Genomic DNA, 18,826 nt, shown 5'->3' with positions numbered 1-18,826 from the left:
CGGTGCCCCAAGGTGGCATTGGGGGCACACCTCAACGACGTGACACGTTTGCCTTACCCCTCAAGAGAACTCACGTCGGGATCGGGACTTCGGACAGCCGCCGGTCAAGCTCCACGCAGGTGGCGTAGTCCGGCAGCAGCCCCCGCCGCTCCGCTTCAGCGAGCGTGACGGCCACCTGGTCCCGATCGGACAGGATCGGCTCGACGCCCGGATCGATAGGCAGGCCGAGCGCCGGATCCAGAACCGAAAGGGCCAGTTCGTTCTCCGCCACATACGACGTGGAAAGCAGGTACCACATGACGGTGTCGTCTTCGAGCGCCACGAACGCGTGCCCGACCCCCACCGGGAAGTACATCGCCCGGTGGTGCTGCTGGTCCAGCACGACCGCGTCCCACCGGCCGAACGTCGGCGAGCCGACCCGGATGTCGACCACGATGTCCAAGGCCTTGCCGTTCGCGCAGTAGACGTACTTCGCGGTGCCCGGCGGCGTGGTGGTGTAGTGGACGCCCCGCACCACGCCGCGTTTGGACTTGCTGTGATTCGTCTGCGCCACCCGGAAGAGCGGGCTGCCGTGGGCCTCGGCGAAGGCCTCTTCCTGGAGCGGCGAGACGAACAGGCCCCGATCGTCGGGAAAGACCCGGGGAGTGAACTCGATCGCGCCCTCGACAGCGAGTTTGCGTGCTTGCACAACTGCTCCTGTGGTCGGGACTATCAGAGACTGGACAGCACTTCGCGGACCGCGTGGATGACCTTGTCCTGCAGGTCGGGGGAAAGCGCGGGGTACATCGGCAGCGAGAAGATCTCGGTCGCGAGCTTCTCGGTGACCGGCAGCGAACCCTTCTCGTAGCCGAGGTGGGCGAACCCGGTCATGGTGTGCACCGGCCACGGGTAGCTGATGTTCAGGTGGATGTCGTACGCCTTGAGCCGTTCGAGGATCTCGTCGCGCCTCGGGTGCCGCACCACGTACACGTAGTACACGTGTTCATTGCCGGGAGCGGTCTTGGGGAGCTTCAGTTCGGTGTCGCCGAGTTCCTGGACGTAGCGCTCGGCGATGGCCCGGCGGCCCGCCGTGTACGTGTCGAGCCGCTTGAGCTTGCGCCGCAGGATCTCCGCCTGGACCTCGTCGAGACGGCTGTTGTGGGCGGGCGTCTCCACCGTGTAGTAGCGCTCTTCCATCCCGTAGTACCGCAACCGCCGCAGCCGTCGCTCCACGGCTTCGTCGGAGGTGATGGCCGCGCCACCGTCGCCGTACGCGCCGAGCACCTTGGTGGGATAGAAGGAGAACGCGGCCGCGTCGCCGGTCGTGCCCGCGATGGTCCCGTTCTGCCGGGCCCCGTGCGCCTGGGCGCAGTCCTCCAAAAGGGACAGTCCGCGCTTCGCGGCGAGTGCCTTCAGCGGGGCCATGTCCACGCACTGGCCGTACAGGTGCACGGGCAGCAGGCATTTGGTGCGCTCGGTGATCGCGGCCTCGACCTGGCCGGTGTCCATCAGGAAGTCTTCTTCGCGGACGTCGACGAAGACCGGGGTGGCACCGGTGCCGTCGATGGCGACCACGGTCGGGGCGGCGGTGTTGGACACGGTGATCACCTCGTCGCCCGGCCCGACGCCCAGCGCCTGCAGGGCGAGTTTGATCGCGTTCGTCCCGTTGTCGAGACCGACGCAGTGCCCGACCCCGTGGTACGCGGCGAATTCCGACTCGAAACCGCGCAGGCTGGCGCCGAGCACGAGCTGGCCCGAGTTGAAGACCGTCTCGACCGCGTCCAGCAGGTCGTGCCGCTCCGCCCCGTATTCGGCCAGGTAGTCCCATACACGCGTGGTCATGTGCGAACCTTTCCGTGAACTGATGACGTCAAAGCGGCGACGGTGCGGCGCACTCCCTCGGACAGCGAGATCTCCGGGCGCCAGCCGGTGATCGCCCGAAACGGCGTCGAATCGATGGTGATGCTTCGGAAATCCGTCTCGGGCGCGTGCGGCGGCGGTTCCACACAGGTCACGTCCACCGGGCTCTTCCCGGTGTGTTCGGACATCTCCTTCGCCACGAGGCGGAAGACCTCGCCCAGCCGGTCGCCCCGGCCGGCACCGATCAGCCAATGCCCGCCCGCCAGGGGATCCGGATGTTCCAGTGCCGCCGTGAACGCGGCCGCGACGTCGTCGACGTGGACCAGGTCGCGGCGCACCGTGCCGTCGCCCCAGATGGTGAGCGGCAGGCCGTCGAGCGCACGCCGCGCCATGGCGGACACCACTCCGCGGTCGTGGTTCGCGCCTTCGGTCGCGGTCTCGCCGAAGACCGTCGGCAGCCGCAGGCTGATCCCGCGCACCCGGCCGTCGGCCGTGGCCTTCTTGAGAAACTGTTCCGCCGCAAGCTTTTGCACGTCGTAAGGAGTCGCCGGATGGTCGGGCTCGGTCCCGTCGAGCGGTTCCCTCGGCGGCACACCGACCTGCGAGGTGGAACCGCCGAACACCACCACCGGGGGCGGCCCGCCGCCGTCGCCGACGATCTCGACGAGGTCCCGGAGCACCCCCACGTTCACGCGTTCGGCGTCCTCGGCCGCCCGCCAGCCGCCTTCCCCCAGCAGCAGGTACACGACCGCGTCCGAGCCCGCGACCGCGTCGGCGAGCGCGGCGCGGTCGGTGAGGTCGGAGGCGACGACGGTGGTCTCGGCCCTGCCGGGCGGAGGCGTGACCCGCCTGCGCGCCACCGCTCGCAACCGGATCGGCTGCCGCGCCAGCGCGCGGGTGACGGCCGAGCCGACGAAACCCGACGCGCCGAGGACGGTGATCGTCTTCACCTCACGCACCTCCCCGGGGCTGGGCCGTCGCGGCGTTGAGGCAGGCGAGCAGCGTGCGGGCCTCGACGTTGACGTAGTGCCCGTGCCGGGTGAGCGCGGTGAGCTGGGCCGGGGTGACCCAGGCGTAGCCGGGCGGCGGCTCGACCGTGTCGTCCGCCTCGATCACGAGATAGCGGGCACGGACACTGAGGAAGCGGCCGCCTTCCTCGGAATGGATTGCCTCGTAACGGATCCTCGATCGTGGGGCGCCGAGGACACTGTCGAGGAAGGGCGGGCGGTTCTCCGCGGGCAGATGCGTGTAGTTCTGGGGCGTGCACTGGACCGTCGGCGCGAGCTCGACGGTGTCCAGGAAACCACCGTCCGCGCGGGCATGGACCAGCACGTGCGGCACGCCGCCGATCTCGCGCAGGAGGAACGCGATGAGGCCCATCCCCACGGATTCGACCAGCGGCTGGGTCCAGGTGACCTTCTCGCGGTTACTGCCTTTCACCGCGACGGCGAGGACCTTGAAGTAGCGACCGTCCTCGTGCTCGATCTCCTCGACGCCCTGCTTCCAGCCGCGCACGTCCCGGAGCGGGATGCGGCCGGCGCGCACGTCGTGGCGTGACCGTTCGTTCGTGAACCACGACAGGAGCTGGACGTCGGAGAACAGCGCACCGGGAGCCTTGTCGTGGTACGGCAGGCACGACAGGACGCTCCTGGCGTTCATGTTGATCGTCTCGTCCTCGTGCAGCAGTTCCGCGATCTGGCCGAGGGTGAGCCAGCAGAAGTCGTCCCACATCGGCACGTCGTCCACGGTCTCGACGATCATGTTGCGATTGGACTTCTGGAGGAACCACGATCCCTGCTCCGCCTGGAGAACGTCGACGATGACCCGCTCGGGGTCGGGCGGGGCGAAGTATTCGATCAGCTTGACGTTCGTGCCGCCGTGCGCCTTCGTGTAGTTGCTGCGGGTGGCCTGCACGGTCGGCGAAAGCTGCACCAGGTTGGGGTTTCCCGGCTCCATCTTGGCCTGCATCAGGAAGTGCAGGACGCCGTCGAACTCCTTGCCCAGGATGCCGAGGATGCCCACTTCCGGCTGTTTGATGACCGGCTGCTGCCACTCGCGGTAGGGGCCGTCGCCGTGCGGGCCGTCGGCCTCGACGACGTGCAGGCCCTCGATGGTGAAGAACCGCCCGCTCCGGTGCACGAGATTGCCTGTGACGGCCTCGAATCCCCACTGGTCGAGGTCCGCGAAAGGGATGCGTTCGACGTGGAAGACGTTGGCCGCACGGCGTTCGGCGATCCAGGCGCGGACGTCTTCGGTCCGCAGGTGCGCGCCTTCGGTGGTCGCGGCGGACAAGGCGATGCGGTCCGCGTGGTCACGGGCGTCACGGGGGCGCACCAGTGTCGAAGGACTCCTTGTCATGGCCGTCTATCCCCTTTGCGTGCCAACGAAACAGAAAGGTAGCTTCGGTCCGGCGGAGCGGTCCAGCTCGTCCAATCCCTTCGAGCGAACTGGGTCGCGTCCGCCTGATCACACGTGTCGTCTGTCTGATCACACGCGTCGTCTTGAAGGGCGTCACCAGAAGTGCGCACAACTGTGATCAGACGGGCGACACGCGTGATCAGACGGGCGACACGCGTGACTAGAGCGGCTGTTCCTGTCCGGTCTTCGCCGGGTGCGAGGTCCACGCCCGGTGTTCGGTCTCCCGCACTTCCTCTTCGGCGGTCTGTTCCAGCCGCTTCATCGCGAACCGCAGGATCGGCGGCGCCATCAGCGAAGTGACGATCGCGACGAGGATGATGATCGTGTAGATCTCGACGCTGAGGATGCCCAGCCGCAGGCCCACCATGGCCACCACGATCTCGATGACGCCCCGCGCGTTCAGTCCCGCGCCGAGCGCCAGCCCTTCCCATTTGTTCAGGCCGCTGAGCCGCGCGCCGGCGTACGCGCCGACGAACTTGCCGATGATGGCCAAGGCGAGCACGGCCAGCCCGGTGAGCAGCACCTGCGGGCGGATCAGCGCGGTGAGATCCATCCGCAGCCCGGCCGTGGCGAAGAAGATCGGCGCGAAGACCGACAGGACGACAGTGCGCAGGGGCGCGAGTTTGGCGGGATCCACCTTGCCCGCGGTGCTGATCAGGATGCCGCAGACGAAGGCGCCGAAGATCGCCTCCAGACCGAGGGCCTGCGTCCCGGCCGAAGCCAGGAGTATCAGGACGACAGCGGCGGCGACGGTGAGCCCGGGACCGTCGGATTTGGCGGCGGTGTGCAACACGCCCCGGACCAGTGGCCTGCCGATGGTGAGCGCGAAGACGATGACGGCGGCCAGGTACGCGAGCGAGAGGAGCACGGCACCGGCCGACACCGCGGTGACCGCCATCGCGCTGACGATGGACAGCATGAACCAGCCGAACGCGTCCTCGATCGCACCGGCGGCGAGCGTGAGCTGCCCGACGTTGCGGTGCAGCAGCTTCATGTCCATCAGGGTCTTGGCGATGACCGGGATGGCGCTGACGCACAACGCCACACCGAGGAACAGTGCGAAGACGGTGATGTCCGTGCCGTCGGGAACCAGCATCTCGGGCAGGACGTAACCCGCGCCGATGCCCAGTCCGAGCGGAACGATCAGGCCGCCGAGCCCGACCCCCGCGGCGGCGGCGCGCCGACGGCGCAGCAGGCCCATGTCCATCTGCATGCCGGTGAAGCCGACCAGCAGGATGACACCGATCTGGCCGACGGCGTCGAGAAGGTGGTACTGCTCGGCGACGGCCGGGAACAGCCAGCCGTGCAGCCCCGGTGCGGCCCAGGCCAGCAGCGAAGGACCGAGGATCACCCCGACGACCAGTTCGCCGACCACGGCGGGCATCCCGAACCGGGCGGCCAGCCGTCCGAAGACGACGGCGAGCAGCAGCAGCGAACCGACCTGCAGCAAGAAGATCAGGAGACTGTGGGCGGCGATCGGGGCGACCGGCGCCGGAAGCGAGAGAAGCACTTTCCTCCTTAAGGAAGGTCAGCCGGGGTGAGAGACCCTCGTGCCCAGCCGGCGGGCCGCGCTCACCGAGTCGCAGCCCGCGAGGCCCAGCGCGTTCCGGAATTCGACGGTGAGCAGGTCGAGCAGCCGCCGGGCACCGTCCTCGCCGCCCTCGGCGAGCCCCCACATCACGGGCCGCCCGACCAGGACGCCCGACGCCCCCAGCGCGATCGCCTTGAGGATGTCGCCACCGCCGCGGATCCCCCCGTCGAGCAGCAGTTCGCCGTCCCATCCGGAGAGGGTGGCGGCGATCTCGCCCAGCATCTCGATACCCGGCACGGCGCCGTCCAACTGACGGCCTCCGTGGTTGGACACCACGATCCCGCCGACACCCGCGTCGACGGCGCGGGTCGCGTCCTCGACCGCGAGGATCCCTTTGAGCACCACAGGAAGTTCCGTATGCGCCCGGACGGCCTCGACCGACGCCCAGGTGGCCGGGGCGAATTCGCGGGCGGTGTGGTCCGCCACCGCCGAATGTCCGCTGGTGCGGCGATGCGCGGCGTCACCGGCGTCGAAGTTGGCCGCGGTCACGGAATCCGGCAACGCGAAACCGTTCCGCAGATCCCGCAGCCGCCGTCCCATCCACGGCACGTCGACGGTGAACACGATGGCCTCGCAGCCGGCGTCCTCCGCGCGGCGGACGAGGTCGAGAGAGCGTTTCTCGTCGCGCAGCCAGTACAGCTGGAACCAGGGCCGTCCGCCGACGGCCGCGATCTCCTCCAGCGGCACACTGCTCAGCGTGCAGATGGTGTACGGCACGCCGGCGTCCCGGGCGGCGCGTGCCGCCGCGAGTTCGCCCTCGGGGTGGAACAACCGCTGATACGCGACAGGCGCGACAGCCATCGGCAGCGCGGCCCGGCGGCCGAAGAGCTCGGCCTCGACGGTACCGCCGAGCTCACGCAGCATCCGGGGGATCACGAAGATCCGCTCGAGCGCGGCGCGGTTGGCCCCCAGGGAGGCCTCCGCGCCGCTGCCCCCGGCGAGAAAGTCCCAGATCTCGCCGGGGAGGACGGCCCGCGCCGCGCGCTCGAGGTCGTCCAGGCAGACGTGGGTCATCGACGGGCGGGGCCGAGCTTGCTCTGTCCGGTCCGCTCCAGCTCCACGGCTTCGTACAGGGCCTTGATGTTGGAGCTGCCGAACGTCCCCGCGCCCTGGCGCTCGATGATCTCGAAGAAGATCGTCTTACGCGGGTGGGTGGAAGCGGTGAAGATCTGGAACAGCTGGCCGCCGTGGTCTTCGTCGGCGAGCAGTTTCGTCTCCCGCAGATCGTCCAGCGAATGCGTCTCCAGCTGGATCCGCTCGCCGAGCAGGTCGTAGTAGGCCTCCGGGGTCTTCAGGAACTCCACGCCACGCGAGGAAAGCTCCTTGACCGCGCGGACCGCGTCCGGGCTGGTGAAGGCGATGTGCTGGATACCCGCCCCGTGGTGTTCCTTGATGAAGTCGTCGATCTGGCCGGGGTCGGCGTTCTTGTCGGGCTCGATCAGGGTGAGGGTGACCTCGCCCGACGCGCTCTGCACGACGGTGGAGTTCATCGCCTGGGCGCCGACCACGATGTGCTCTTCGAAGATCTGCTTGAACCCGAGGGCGCGCTCGTAGTACGCCACCGTGGGGCCGAGATCCCCCGCGTTCAGGCAGACCGCGAAGTGGTCGATCGCGAGCAGTTCCAGTGCTCCCCTGCCGCGGAAGGCGTCCGGCGCTTCGCCGGTGAGGTCGCGCTGGACCAGCGTGTGCACGACATCGCCGAAACCGCTGACGGTGGCGGTGATGACCGAGTCCTCGCGCTCGCCCGGTTCGAGGATGGGCTGTGCGCCCGCCGCCACCGCGGCCTCGAAGGCGGCGGCCACGTCCGACGTACGCAGCGCGATGTCGGCCACCCCCTCGCCGTGGGTCTGCAGGTACGTCGCGCCGGGGTGGCGGTCCGACGTCGGCTCGGTGAGGACCAGCGCGATCGGCCCCTGCCGCAGCGTCACGCTCCGGTGGTCGGCCGACCGGTCCGTGGCGGCGACGGAGAAGCCGTACTTGTCCATCCACCCGGATGCGGCCACCTCCAGGTTGGCCACATACATTTCCACATGGTCGATCTCGAAGTTCCGCGTGCTTTCTTGAGAAGACAAGGCATTCCTCCGTGGAATAGATGTAATCCTCGAATACAGAATGGCGCGAGGCCGATCACGCATCAATGGTGTCCGCTTGACACCTCCGTCCACAGAGGACGGACAGGGTTCACCGGCCGGTGAACCGCACCGGGAGTTCCCGGTATCCCTGGACGACGACCGCGCGCAGCCAGGCTGGTTCCTTCACCAGATCCACTCGCGACACTCGCTCGGCCACTTCCCGCAGCACGACCGCCAGCTCGATCCGCGCGAGCGCGGAGCCGAGACAGTGGTGCATGCCGTGACCGAAAGCGATGTGGCGGTTGGGTTTCCGGTCCGGCCGGAACGTGTCGGGATCGTCGAACACGGCCGGATCCCGGTTCGCGGCGGGCAGCCACGCGACCACCGGCGTACCGGGCGGCAGGTCGCGGCCGTTGATCGTGACGTCGCCGCTCGTCACCCGGAGCACGTGCATCGCGGGCGAGGTCCAGCGCAGCACCTCGTCGACGACGGTGTCGACGTCCGCGCTCCCGGCCCGCACCCGCTCCAGCAGGCCGGGCACGGTGGCGAACGCGTGCACCGCGCCGGTGATCGCGTGCCGGGTGGTCTCGTTGCCGCCGATCAGCACGTTGTCGCAGTTGAGCACCACGTCGTCGACCGAGAGTTCGTCGTCGGACAGCAGCGTGCTGACGAGGTCGTCGCCGGGGCTCGCGCGGCGCGCGGTGATCAGTTCGTCGAAGTAGACGAGGATCTCGGTGTGCGCCTGACGCGGCGTCATCCCGTCGAACAGCTCGTCCTCGCCGCCGAAAGCGTGGTTCGTCAGGTCGATGAGCATGTCCTGGTCCTCGGCGGGGACCCCGAGGATTTCGCAGACGACAGCGGCGGGAATCCGCGGGCCGATCGCGGCGGCCACGTCGCACACCTGCCCGTCGAGCACCCTGTCGAGGACGTCGCGCACCTCTGCCCGCACCCGGTCCGACAGTTTCCGCGCGGCCGCCCGGGAAAGCAGCGGGCCGACCAGCTTGCGCAGTTTGCGGTGCTGGTCCTGTTCGGACACCACCATCATCTGGCCACCCGAGTTGTCCGGGTGGTCGCGGTCGAAGCCGATCATCATCCCGTACTCGGAGGTGAACGGGGCGGACGGTCCGAGGACCGCGGCGCACGCCCGGTGCGAGAACACCGACCAGAAACCGGTGGGCGAACTGCCCGGCTCGCTCCACACCATCGCGTCTTCCGCCGCGTACTCACGCCACCGGGCATGGCGGTCCAGGCTCGTGTACAGGTCAGGGTCGCCGAGGTCGACGGCTGTCGTCGTCTGCATCAAAGGTCTCCAGGTCAGGTGAGTGCGCCGTCGAGCACCTTGGCGAGCTGTGCCACGGTCGGCGCGTCGAAGAAGGCCTGCACTCTCAGCCGGATCTTCAGGTTTTCGCGGATGCGGCTCACCAGCCGGGTCGCGAGCAGCGAATGGCCGCCGATCTCGAAGAAGCTGTCCTCGACGCCGACGCTGCCGACGCCGAGCACGTCGGCGAACAGTCCGGCGAGCAGGATCTCGGTCGGGGTGCTCGGCGCCCGCCCCGACGCCGCGCGCCCGGCGCTCTCCTCCTCGGGAGTGGGCAGGGCTGTCCGGTCGACCTTGCCGTTCGGCGAGACCGGCAGCCTCGGCAGGCTGACCACCACATCGGGCACCAGGTAGGAAGGCATCCGTTCCCGCAGCGGCGGGAGGAGGTCTTCGGCCGCCACCCGCTCGCCCCCGGTGCCGACCACGTAGGCGACGAGCCGGTTGTCGTGCGCGGTCACCACCGCCTGGGCCACCGCTTCCACCGTGAGCAGGGCGGCTTCGACCTCGCCCGGTTCGATCCGGTGACCGCGGACCTTCAGCTGGTCGTCGACCCGGCCGACGAAGACGAACTGGCCGTCCGAACGCTTCCGCACCCTGTCGCCGGTGCGGTACATGCGGCCGCCCGGTTCGCCGAACGGATCCGGCAGGAACCGCTCCGCCGTCGCGCCGGGCCGCCGCAGGTAACCGCGGGCGAGGCCGGGGCCCATCGTGTACAGCTCGCCCACGTCCCCGTCCGGGACCGGCCGCAGCCGCTCGTCCAGGACGTAGGTGCGGACACCGGTGATCGGCCTGCCGATCGGCGGGGTGTCCTCCCCGGTCAGCGGCTCGCTCGCGGTCACCGCGACGGTGACCTCGGTGGGGCCGTACGCGTTGATCATCACGCGGTCCATGGCCCAGCGTTTCGCGACCGGGGCCGGGCACGCCTCGCCCGCCACCAGGAGGGTCAGCCCGGCGGGCAGGCCGCCCGACTCCTCCAGCGGGGCCAGCGCGGACGGCGGCAGCGTGATGTGGGTGATGCGCTGCTCGCGCACCAGCCTGCCGAGCGGTTCGCCGGGGACAAGGTCCGGCGCGGAGGCCAGCACCAGGCAGCCGCCGGCCTGCCAGATCGGCCAGAACTCGGCGACGGCGGCGTCGAAACTGGGGGACGCGAAAGCCAGCAACCTGCTGTCCGGCACCAGGTTCTGGCGGCGCACGTAGTCGTCGGCCAGGTTCGGGATCCCGCGATGCGTGACCAGCACGCCCTTCGGCTTCCCCGTCGAGCCCGACGTGTAGATGACGTACGCGGGATGGTCGGGCCGCAACGGGCCGAGCCGGTCTCCCTCGTCCAGGTTCGGCTCGGTGAGGCTCGGCTCGCGTTCCACGCTCAGGACGACGGCGGCACCGGGCACGTCCTGCCCGGGCAGGCACAGCAGGACCCGCGCCGCCGTGTCGTCCAGCATGTGCCGTTTGCGTTCCTCCGGATAGTCCGGATCGACAGGCACGTAAGCGGCGCCCGCCTTGTGCACGGCCAGGATCGCGATGACGAACTCGATCGACCTCGGCATGGCCAGCGCGACCAGCCGCTCCGGGCCGACCCCGTGCGCCACGAGCCGCCGGGCGAGCCGGTTGGCCTCGCCGTTCAGCTCGGCGTAGGTGAGTCTGGTGGTGTCCATCGCCACCGCGGGCCGATCCGGCAGCACGGCTGCGGTCGCCTCGAACAAGGCCGGTGTCGTGGCCGCCGAAAGGACGGTCATGCGGTCTCCCCCAGTGTCTCGCGGGATTCGGTGCGGAGGAACCGGAGCAGCTCGCGGTTCACCGCTTCCGGGTTCTCCAGATAGCCGAAATGCCCGCACCCGGGAACCGTGCGGTGGGTCGCGCCGGGGATCGCGGAGGCCAGTTCGCGTCCGGCGGCCGGTGGTGCCACGAGGTCGTGTTCGAACGAGACGACGTGGCAGGGCACCTTGATCGAGCGGTAGGCGTCCAACCTGTCGGGCAACGCGCTCAGCAGCAGTTGCTCCCGGACACCCGGCCCCCAGGAACCCGCCGCGGCGAACAGGTCGAGCCAGTCGCCGGCGAGGTCGTCGTCGGCGAGTGTCGCGGGCCCCAGGTTGTGCATGGCCCGGACGGCGGCGAGGAAACCCGGTGGCAGCTCGATACCCTGCTCGATCAGCTTCGCTTCGCCTTCCGCGAGCTCCCGCTGCACGAGACTGCTCTTGCCGCAGGCGGCCATCAGCAGGACCGAGTCCACCAGCTCCGGACGGGCGAGTACCAGCTCCTGCGCGATGTAGGAACCCATCGACGTGCCGATCACGCGGCACGGCAAGGCGTCGAGGTAGTCGATCAGGGCGGCCACGTCCTCGACGAGGTCGTCGATGGTGAACCCGCCGGCACCCTCGTCGCTCGGCGGGATCCCGCGGTTGTCCATGGTGATCACGCGGAATCCGGCGGCGCGGAGCACGGGTACCTGATGCAGGTCCCAGACGGAGCTCGGCGCCCCGGTGCCGGTCAGCAACAGGACAGCCGGACCGTCGCCTTGATCGTGGTAAGACAACCGGATCCCGTTCTCGGTTGTCATCAGCATGATGGTCCTTCCCCGCTCGCCGACGGCGCGCAGCGACATGGCCGCCGGCGAAGTCCGCCGGCACCGGGTTCTTTGAGGAACAGGGCAGAGTTGACGTGGTCACTCGTTCTGTCCGATGTGGAACGTGCGATCCCCAGGTCCGCGACGCACTCAGGTGACCGTACCGTCGCGGCTCGATTATCCGCAGTGATAGTGCTGGACATGGACGGAAAAGGCGCGAATCGCGTCCACGATCCCTGCTTGACACTTCGACACCGGATGGAAATCCTGGCATTTATGGATTCGAACGGTTTGTCCACTCACTTGAGCATGGAAACGCTGCACGGATCGCTCACCGATCCGGCCATCTCGTCGATGAATCTGCTGAACGAGCTGATCGACGAATACCCTGTGGCCATTTCCATGGCGGCAGGCCGTCCGTACGAAGAGTATTTCGACATCCGCCTCATTCACGATTATCTCGACGCCTATTGCGACCATCTGCGGCGCGATCGGAAAGTCGACGAGGCCGGGGTGACGCGCGCGCTCTTCCAATACGGCACCACGAAGGGCATCATCGCCGACCTCATCGCCCGCAACCTCGCCGAAGACGAGAACATCGACGCCGCCCCGGAGTCCGTGGTCGTCACCGTCGGCGCCCAGGAGGCCATGTTCCTGGTGCTCCGCACGCTGCGGGCGGGCGATCGGGACGTGCTGCTCGCCCCCGCCCCCACCTACGTCGGCCTGACCGGGGCGGCGCTGCTCACCGACACCCCCGTCTGGCCGGTGCGGTCCACCGAGAACGGCATCGACCCCGAAGACCTGGTCCTCCAGCTGAAACGAGCCGACGAACAGGGCAAGCGGGTCCGGGCCTGTTACGTGACGCCCAACTTCGCCAACCCCACCGGCACCAGCATGGACCTGCCTGCCCGCCACCGGCTCCTGGATGTCGCCGCGGCCAACGGGATCCTGCTGCTGGAGGACAACGCGTACGGGCTCTTCGGCGCCGAGCGCCTCCCCACGCTGAAGGCGCTCGACCGGTCGGGGACCGTGGTCTACATCGGTTCCTTCGCCAAGACCGGGATGCCCGGTGCCCGGGTCGGCTACGCCGTGGCGGATCAGCGGATGACCGGGGGCGGCCTGTTCGCCGACCAGCTCTCCAAGCTCAAGGGCATGCTCACGGTGAACACCTCCCCGATCGCCCAGGCGGTGATCGCCGGGAAGCTGCTGCTCAACGACTTCAGCCTGACCAAGGCCAACGTCCGCGAGACCGCCATCTACCAGCGCAATCTCCGCCTGACGCTGGGTGAACTGGACCGCAGGCTCGGCGGGAGCCCCGGGGTCTCCTGGAACACCCCGACGGGCGGGTTCTTCGTCACCGTCACCGTGCCCTTCGTCGTCGACGACGACCTGCTGGCACACGCCGCCCGCGACCACGGTGTGCTGTTCACCCCGATGCATCACTTCTACGGCGGCAAGGACGGGTTCAATCAGCTCCGGCTGTCCATCAGCCTGCTCACGCCGGAACTGATCGAAGAGGGCGTGAGCAGGCTCGCGGCACTCATCACCGCACGTCTCGGGTGATTTCCCGCTTCACCGCGTCCACCAGCACCATGTCGTCACGACCGGCGCTGGTGGACGCGAACGGCGCCCGTGCGAGCACGGCGAAGCCGGCGCCTTCGAGTTCCCGCACGATCCGGTCCACCGTGACGAGCCTTCGTCGATGCGTGCAGACGACGAACGGATCCGCGGTCTCCTCGGCCGGATAGATGGTGATCTCCTGGATCTCCTCCGACGGCAGGATCTTCACGTGCAACACGTGCCGCCGTCCACTGCGGCCCGGCAGTTCCTGCTGTCGTTCCAGCGGTTCCGCCCCGACGGGTTTCGTCATTTCCAGGCTGAGCAGGAATTTCCCGCCGGGTTCGAGATGCTCGCGAACCGACGCGTACAGGCCCTTCCGGCCGTCCTCGTCGAGTTCGTTGATCGAGCCCGAGCTGATGACCACCGTTTCGAAGCGCTTGCCCAGCGCGAAGGCGCTCATGTCCGCCTGGACCACCGTGCACCGGCCCTGGCGGTCCGCCGTCGCTTCCGCCAGCCGCTTCCGGAAGGCGGTGACCACCGTGGCCGACAACTCCAGGGCGGTCACCTCCCAGCCGAGATCCAGGAAGGGGAACGTCAGCCTGCCCATTCCGGCCGCGAGCTCCAGCACGGGTCCGGGCGCGGGGCGGAGGCGGGCGGCGAACTGCCGCGCTTCCGAAGTGCCGTCCGCGTCCTGGATCAGATCCCGATAGGTGTCCGAGCCGTCCTCGTCGTAGAAGTCGCACAGAACGCCCCGCTCGCCCACGGCGGCCAGCAGGACACCCGCGTGCGCGGTCCGCACCGGGCCACGCTCAAGTTGCTCGGTCATGAGGACAACCTCCTGGTCGACATTCTTGTCCGGAACCGTTCAGCCGTTGTCTTCGCGAGAGACGACCGGCCAGGTCGTTTCTCCGTATCCGCCCGAAGGCGCGCTCTTCAGGGCATGCCCGTCCAACAGGGCGAAGAAGTCCTTTTCCGGCCCGTGGAGCATCAACATCTGCGACGGATAGAGCCGCAGGGCTTCGAATTTCCGGGTCCGCGCCTCCGCCTCGACGGAAACGAATTCGGGAGAACCGGCCCGGAACCCGTCCGGGAGTTCCACCGCACCCGGCGCGAAGATCGCGTGCGGGAGGTCTTCCCACAGCCGCACCGGAATACCTTTCTCCCGCGCGACGGACAGCGTGGCGTCCCGCGTGATCTTGTTGTCGATATGGCCACTGGCGGCCGCACAGGTCAGGATCAGCGCCGGAGCGCACTCTTCGACGACCGAGGTGATCTCGGCCTTCACCGCGGAGAACAGCTCCGGATCGTCCTGCGGCGACTGCTCGCCGATGGCCAGCTTCTGCCGCCCGGGCACGTTGTCGGCCAGCCATCGGCCGTCCGGCAGCTTGCGGTAGATGGCGTCGAGGAATCCGCCGTGCCGGTAGTCGGCCCCCAGGTGGGCGAGCGCGGCGATGTCTTCGTTCCGGCGATGCAGCGACGCGTCCTGCTCCGGCGTGAGGCCCCAGATCGCGTGGAGCCGCTCCGCCGCCGGTGAGTGCGGGGGCGCCGCGGTCCCGGCGAACACCGTGTGGACGGTCACCTTCGCTCCGTCCCGCACCGCACGGGAAAGCCCGGCGCCGAAGGACAGGACAGCGTCGTCCAGATGCGGCGATATCGCCACGATCCGGCCCGTGTAGGGGTTCTGGGTCATGTCTGTCAGCTCACGTGCACGTTCGGCACGTACCGGATCCACTGCCCGCCGGCGTCACGGAAGGCCTGCTCCGCGTTCATGATCTCGTCGGCGTGGTTCCACGCGAACAGCAGCGCGTAGTCCGGGTGGTCTCCGGCGAACTCCTGGTACTCGCGGACCGGGATGTGCTGTCCGGGGCTGAGCCTGCCCTGTTTGGCGGGAGTGGTGTCCGAGATGAACTCCACCAGATCCGGGGTGATGCCACAGAAGTTGGTCACTGTCGCGCTCTTGGCCGTCGCGCCGTAGCCTACGACGCGTTTGCCCTCGGCGCGGAGCTTGGTCAGCAGCGCGATCAGGTCTTCCTTGATCTGCTTCACGTTGGCGGCGAACTGTTCCAGCGTGGCGAACTCCGCCAGCTTGCGCTCGGCCTCCCACGCGAGAAGTTCCGCCACGGCCTCGGTCGGCTTGCGGGCCCCGGCGAGGGCGAGGGTGTAGCGGACCTCGCCGCCGTGCACCGGGATGCGCTCGACGTCCACGAGTTCGAGGCCGTTGCGCCGGGCCATCTCCTGCACCGAGCGCGCGGTGAAGAAGAAGAAATGCTCGTCGTAGATCTGGTCGAAAGACGTGCGCTCCACGATGTCACCGAGGTACGGGTCCTCGAAGACGAACACGCCGTTCGGGCCGAGCAGCTTGGTGACACCCTTGAGGATCGAGTCCATGTAAGGGATGTGGCACAGGGTGTTGGCCGCGTAGATCACGTCGGCGGGACCGTCGTTCTCGCGGATGTCGACCGCCGTCGCCTCTTCGAAGAAGTCCTTGCGGACACGGATTCCCTTGGCCGCGGCCAGATCCGCGACGCTGCCGGAGGGTTCGACGCCGAGTTGGCGCACGCCCGCGTCGGCTACGGCCTTGAGCATGATGCCGTCGTTGCAGCCGAGTTCGACGATGAACGGGTCCTCGCCGGTCAGCTCCGTGGTGAGGAAGCGTTTGGCCAGCTCGTGGAAATGCGTGCGCATGACCGCCGAACCGGAGGACAGGTACGGGTACGCCTCGTGGAACATCAGGTCCCTCGGGACCTCTTCCATCAGCTGCACCATCGTGCAGGAATCGCAGATCCCGGTGGCGAGCCGGAAGAAGAACTCCTTCTTCCCGTCGCCGGGGACCACGAACGCGTCCGAGAGCGGCTGGCGTCCCAGATCGATGAACTCGGTGACAGTGCCGTCACAGATACGGCACTCGGACGTGGCTGACATGCGGTCTCCTCAGGTGCTTTGTCGTCGAAGAAGAAGTGGCGCGCGTTCAGGCGGGGACGGTCAGCTTGCCCTGGCCCGCCGCCTGGAACAGCAGTTCCGCGGCCGTCGTCCGGCCGTCTGCGCGGACCTTCTCAGCCATGGCCGCCGCCCGCGCGCGGGTTTCCGGGGAAAGGGCCTTGGCGAGCGCGGCCGAGAAGGTGTCGAAGGTCGGGACCGGACGTTCCGCCAGCGCCACCCCGATACCCAGCTCGGTCACGCGGCCGGCGAAGTACGGCTGATCCGTATGGCGAGGCAGCACGAGTTGCGGGATGCCCGCCCGCGTGGCCAGGTGGAGGGTGCCCGCGCTGCCCTTGTGCAGGGCCGCGGCCACTCGGCCGAACAGCGCCTGCATGTTCACCTCGCCGACGCCGAAGCAGTCGGCGCCGTCGTCGGGCAGGACCAGATCGGCCCAGCCACGGGAAAGGATCACCCGGCGGCCCTGCGCCCGGATCGCCTCGATGGCCAGCTTCGTGGCGTCGGCGAGACCGGGTCCGGACGCGCTGCCGAAGCCCACGTACACCGGCGGAGGCCCGGCGGCCAGGAACGCCTCCAGGTCCGCCGGAAGCGGCCGTTCGTCCGGCAGGATCCACGCGCCGGTCTGGACGGCGTCGAGAGCCGGATCCACCGGTGCCAGCACCGGATCCGCCGCCAGCCAGGGCTGTTCGCCGTAGCCGTACGCGAAGACGTCCTTCACCGGCGGCAGGCCGATCGCTTCCCGCCTGCTGGTGAGCGCTTCCCCGTACCGCTCGGAGAACCGCTCGGCGCGCTCGGCCCAGAGCACCCCGAAGTCGGTCACGCCCGGCGTGGTCCGCTCGTCCTCGGGCGGGTGGTAGTTCGACGACGGCAGGTAGTTCGGGCTGTAGGCGGCGTAGAAGTAGGGGATGCCCAGCTTCTCGGCCACCGACCGCACGCCGGTCGCGTGGGCCAGCTCGCCGGTCGCCACCACCACGTCGCAGCCCTCGGCGCCCGGGGGGACCTGGTCGAACTGCATGTCGATCGCCATGGCCGCGAACTTGCGCTCTTCTTCGGCCGACGGCGGCGGCATCCCTTCCTGCAGCAGCATTCCCTCGTGCGCCAGGCCGACCGGCACATGCGGCACCCCGGCTTCGGCGAGCCGCTCCGCGGAGGACGGCGACGCGCACATCCGCACCTCCGCGCCGAGCTCCCGCAACCGGACCGCCAGTGCCACCAGCGGTTCGACGTCTCCGCGGCTTCCGCAGGTCGACAACAGCACACGCATTTCGCGTCCCCTATCTTGATCGGTTCTGGGCTTTACGCGGAAACAGACGGCTTCGCCCGGCTGGCCGCGTCGAGCAGCAGTCCGGCCGCGACCGTCGTCCCGTCGGTGCGGATCGTGTCCGCGACGGCCGTCGCCCGCGCCCGGGTTTCCGGCGCCAGCGCCGTGGTGAGCGCCGCCGACAGGGAGTCGAAAGTCGGGACAGGGCCGTCATGCGCCACCCCTACACCCAGCTCGGCCACCCGGCTCGCGTAGTACGGCTGGTCCGCCATCTGCGGCAGCAGGATCTGCGGTACGCCCGCCCGCGTCGCCACGTGCGTCGTCCCCGAGCCGCCGTGGTGGATGACGGCGGCCACCCGGCGGAACAGCACCTGGTGGTTCACTTCGCCGGTCTCGAAGCAGTCGTCCTTGTCGTCGGGCAGCACCAGATCGGCCCAGCCACGGGAAAGGATCACCCGGAGGCCGCGGGCACGGATCGCCTCGATGGCCACCCGGACGGCGTCGGCGGGGGCACGCAGGCTCCCGAACCCCAGGTACACCGGCGGCGGGCCGGCGGCCAGAAAGTCCTCCAGCTCAACGGAAAGAGGCCGTTCGTCCGGCGTGATCCACGCGCCTGTCTGCACCGCGTCGAGATCCGTCGGCTGCAACGGCGCCAGGACAGCGTCCGCCGCCATCCAGGGATGGTCGGTGTAGCCGAAGCCGAAGATGTCCTCCACCGGCGGCAGGCCGATCGCTTCCCGCCTGCCGTTGAGCGTGCCCCCGTACCGCCGGAAGGCGCTCTGGTTGTTCCGCTGCCACAACGCCCGGATGTCGGTCCCGGCCGGTGCGGGCGGCTCGCCGAGGGGCGGCGGTGGCGGATAGTGCGGCGACGGCACGAAGCTCGGGCAGTGGAAGGCGTAGAAGTACGGGATGCGCAGCTTCTCGGCCACCGACCGCACGCCGAGCGCGGCGGACAGCATCCCGGTCGCCACCACCGCGTCGCAGCCCTCGGCGGCCGCCGGGATCCGGTCGAACTGCGTGGTGATCGTCTCGGTCATGAACCGCTGCATGTCCTCACGCGTCGGCGGCGCCGCGTTCTTGACCGGTTCGCGCGCGGAAGCGCCGACGGGCACGTGCTCCACGCCGGCCTCGGCCAGCCTGTCCGCGCAGTCCGGCGGCGCGGCCAGCCTCGTCTCCGCACCGAGCTCCCGCAGCCGGATCGCCAGTGCCACCAACGGTTCGACGTCGCCGCGGCTTCCGCACGTCGCCAGCAGCACCCGCGTCACGTTTC

16 protein-coding genes are annotated in these 18,826 nt (G+C 69.1%); 1 reads left to right on the top strand and 15 read right to left on the bottom strand.

The window, feature by feature from the left end; all coding sequences use genetic code 11:
- Nucleotides 1–70: 70 nt before the first annotated feature.
- From ACFOSH_RS28070 to ACFOSH_RS28025, 10 genes are all read right to left on the bottom strand, one after another.
- Entirely contained in the window at nt 71–688 is a 618-nt protein-coding gene (locus ACFOSH_RS28070; protein ID WP_378242065.1) for a dTDP-4-dehydrorhamnose 3,5-epimerase family protein, read from the bottom strand.
- A 23-nt stretch (nt 689–711) separates the two neighbouring features.
- Complete coding sequence (locus ACFOSH_RS28065) at nt 712–1,821, bottom strand: DegT/DnrJ/EryC1/StrS family aminotransferase (RefSeq protein ID WP_378242064.1); 1,110 nt, start codon at nt 1,819–1,821, stop codon at nt 712–714.
- Nucleotides 1,818–2,789 carry an NAD-dependent epimerase/dehydratase family protein gene (locus ACFOSH_RS28060; RefSeq protein ID WP_378242063.1) on the bottom strand — a complete coding sequence of 324 codons (972 nt, stop codon included), beginning with the start codon at nt 2,787–2,789 and terminating at the stop codon, nt 1,818–1,820. The genes ACFOSH_RS28065 and ACFOSH_RS28060 overlap by 4 nt, the downstream gene beginning before the upstream one ends.
- Nucleotide 2,790: 1 nt before the next feature.
- Nucleotides 2,791–4,197: an NDP-hexose 2,3-dehydratase family protein gene (locus tag ACFOSH_RS28055; protein WP_378242062.1), complete on the bottom strand. Its 1,407-nt coding sequence runs from the start codon at nt 4,195–4,197 to the stop codon at nt 2,791–2,793.
- A 220-nt stretch (nt 4,198–4,417) separates the two neighbouring features.
- Nucleotides 4,418–5,767 (bottom strand): cation:proton antiporter, encoded by a 1,350-nt coding sequence (locus ACFOSH_RS28050; protein ID WP_378242061.1) that lies wholly within the window; start codon nt 5,765–5,767, stop codon nt 4,418–4,420.
- Nucleotides 5,768–5,785: 18 nt separating this feature from the next.
- Nucleotides 5,786–6,862 (bottom strand): alpha-hydroxy acid oxidase, encoded by a 1,077-nt coding sequence (locus ACFOSH_RS28045; protein WP_378242060.1) that lies wholly within the window; start codon nt 6,860–6,862, stop codon nt 5,786–5,788.
- Nucleotides 6,859–7,920 (bottom strand): 4-hydroxyphenylpyruvate dioxygenase, encoded by a 1,062-nt coding sequence (hppD, locus tag ACFOSH_RS28040; protein WP_378242059.1) that lies wholly within the window; start codon nt 7,918–7,920, stop codon nt 6,859–6,861. Before hppD ends, ACFOSH_RS28045 begins: the two co-directional genes overlap by 4 nt.
- Nucleotides 7,921–8,029: 109 nt before the next feature.
- A complete protein-coding gene (locus ACFOSH_RS28035; RefSeq protein WP_378242058.1) occupies nt 8,030–9,220 on the bottom strand; it encodes a cytochrome P450 in 1,191 nt (396 codons plus the stop codon).
- 14 nt (nt 9,221–9,234) lie between these two features.
- Nucleotides 9,235–10,971, bottom strand: coding sequence for an amino acid adenylation domain-containing protein (locus tag ACFOSH_RS28030; RefSeq protein ID WP_378242057.1), 1,737 nt, complete (start codon nt 10,969–10,971; stop codon nt 9,235–9,237).
- Nucleotides 10,968–11,798 (bottom strand): alpha/beta fold hydrolase, encoded by an 831-nt coding sequence (locus ACFOSH_RS28025; protein WP_378242056.1) that lies wholly within the window; start codon nt 11,796–11,798, stop codon nt 10,968–10,970. Before ACFOSH_RS28025 ends, ACFOSH_RS28030 begins: the two co-directional genes overlap by 4 nt.
- 276 nt (nt 11,799–12,074) lie before the next feature.
- Between ACFOSH_RS28025 and ACFOSH_RS28020 the strand changes: the two genes are divergently transcribed.
- Nucleotides 12,075–13,361: an aminotransferase-like domain-containing protein gene (locus ACFOSH_RS28020; RefSeq protein ID WP_378242055.1), complete on the top strand. Its 1,287-nt coding sequence runs from the start codon at nt 12,075–12,077 to the stop codon at nt 13,359–13,361.
- On the opposite strand, the gene mpaM is transcribed toward ACFOSH_RS28020, so the two are convergent.
- Genes mpaM through ACFOSH_RS27995 form a run of 5 tightly spaced genes read right to left on the bottom strand, consistent with a single transcriptional unit; the run spans nt 13,342 to nt 18,821 of the window.
- Nucleotides 13,342–14,184: a daptide-type RiPP biosynthesis methyltransferase gene (gene mpaM / locus ACFOSH_RS28015; protein WP_378242054.1), complete on the bottom strand. Its 843-nt coding sequence runs from the start codon at nt 14,182–14,184 to the stop codon at nt 13,342–13,344. The two genes, ACFOSH_RS28020 and mpaM, sit on opposite strands and share 20 nt — an antisense overlap.
- Before the next feature lie 39 nt (nt 14,185–14,223).
- Entirely contained in the window at nt 14,224–15,048 is an 825-nt protein-coding gene (locus tag ACFOSH_RS28010; RefSeq protein WP_378242053.1) for a PIG-L deacetylase family protein, read from the bottom strand.
- 5 nt (nt 15,049–15,053) lie between these two features.
- Nucleotides 15,054–16,280, bottom strand: a complete 1,227-nt coding sequence (locus ACFOSH_RS28005; RefSeq protein WP_378242052.1) for a methyltransferase domain-containing protein — start codon at nt 16,278–16,280, stop codon at nt 15,054–15,056.
- Between the two features lie 46 nt (nt 16,281–16,326).
- Complete coding sequence (locus ACFOSH_RS28000) at nt 16,327–17,559, bottom strand: glycosyltransferase (protein ID WP_378242051.1); 1,233 nt, start codon at nt 17,557–17,559, stop codon at nt 16,327–16,329.
- A gap of 32 nt (nt 17,560–17,591) precedes the next feature.
- Nucleotides 17,592–18,821 carry a glycosyltransferase gene (locus tag ACFOSH_RS27995; RefSeq protein ID WP_378242050.1) on the bottom strand — a complete coding sequence of 410 codons (1,230 nt, stop codon included), beginning with the start codon at nt 18,819–18,821 and terminating at the stop codon, nt 17,592–17,594.
- Nucleotides 18,822–18,826 lie beyond the last annotated feature (5 nt).

Source organism: Amycolatopsis speibonae (assembly GCF_042647925.1).
GTDB classification, from domain to species: Bacteria; Actinomycetota; Actinomycetes; order Mycobacteriales; family Pseudonocardiaceae; genus Amycolatopsis; species Amycolatopsis speibonae.
Note: the sequence above shows the minus strand (reverse complement) of the source record. Positions and strands in the feature narration are given on the sequence as shown.